This is a genomic window from Vibrio sp. YT-18 (genome assembly GCF_033337345.1).
Taxonomy (GTDB): Bacteria; Pseudomonadota; Gammaproteobacteria; order Enterobacterales; family Vibrionaceae; genus Vibrio; species Vibrio alginolyticus.
Genome location: NZ_JAWOQO010000172.1, coordinates 1 through 1,190 on the forward strand (window position 1 = coordinate 1; position 1,190 = coordinate 1,190).

Consider the following 1,190-nt stretch of genomic DNA (forward strand, 5'->3'; position numbering starts at 1 on the left):
TATGAATTAGTCGAAGATCTTAGCAACAACACCAGCACCTACTGTACGGCCACCTTCACGGATCGCGAAACGTAGACCTTCGTCCATTGCGATTGGTGCGATTAGCTCTACAGTCATCTGTACGTTGTCGCCTGGCATTACCATTTCTACGCCGTCTGGTAGCTGGATGTCACCAGTTACGTCAGTTGTACGGAAGTAGAATTGTGGACGGTAGCCTTTGAAGAATGGAGTGTGACGACCACCTTCATCTTTAGACAGTACGTATACTTCTGATTCGAACTTAGTGTGTGGAGTGATTGAACCAGGCTTAGCTAGTACTTGACCACGTTCAACTTCGTCACGCTTAGTACCACGTAGAAGTGCACCAACGTTCTCACCTGCACGGCCTTCGTCTAGAAGCTTACGGAACATCTCAACACCAGTACATGTAGTTGTAGTAGTGTCTTTGATACCTACGATAGCAACTTCGTCACCTACAGTTAGGATACCACGCTCGATACGGCCAGTTACTACTGTACCACGACCTTGGATTGAGAATACGTCTTCGATAGGCATTAGGAATGGCTGATCTACCGCACGCTCTGGCTCAGGGATGTAAGTATCTAGAGCTTCTGCTAGTTCAACGATTTTCGCTTCCCACTGCTCTTCGCCGTTTAGTGCGCCTAGTGCAGAACCTTGGATAACTGGTAGGTCATCACCTGGGAAATCGTATTCAGATAGAAGTTCACGAACTTCCATTTCTACTAGTTCTAGTAGCTCTTCATCGTCAACCATGTCACATTTGTTCATGAATACGATGATGTATGGGATACCAACCTGACGGCCTAGTAGGATGTGCTCACGAGTTTGTGGCATTGGGCCATCTGTCGCAGCAACAACTAGGATACCACCGTCCATCTGTGCAGCACCAGTGATCATGTTTTTAACATAGTCAGCGTGTCCTGGACAGTCAACGTGTGCGTAGTGGCGTGATGGAGTGTCGTACTCAACGTGAGAAGTTGCGATTGTGATACCGCGCTCACGCTCTTCTGGAGCGTTATCGATAGATGCGAAGTCTTTAGCTACACCGCCGTAAACTTTAGCAAGAGTAGTACAGATAGCTGCAGTTAGAGTTGTTTTACCGTGGTCAACGTGGCCGATAGTACCAACGTTAACGTGCGGTTTCGTACGTTCAAATTTTTCTTTAGACA

The 1,190-nt window shown here is 47.2% G+C and carries 1 protein-coding gene; it reads right to left on the minus strand.

What is annotated here, in order from left to right; translation table 11 throughout:
- Window positions 1–6 precede the first annotated feature (6 nt).
- The coding region (gene tuf, locus R7M72_RS25215; RefSeq protein ID WP_017822038.1) for an elongation factor Tu at window positions 7–1,190 on the minus strand (1,184 nt) is incomplete at its 5' end.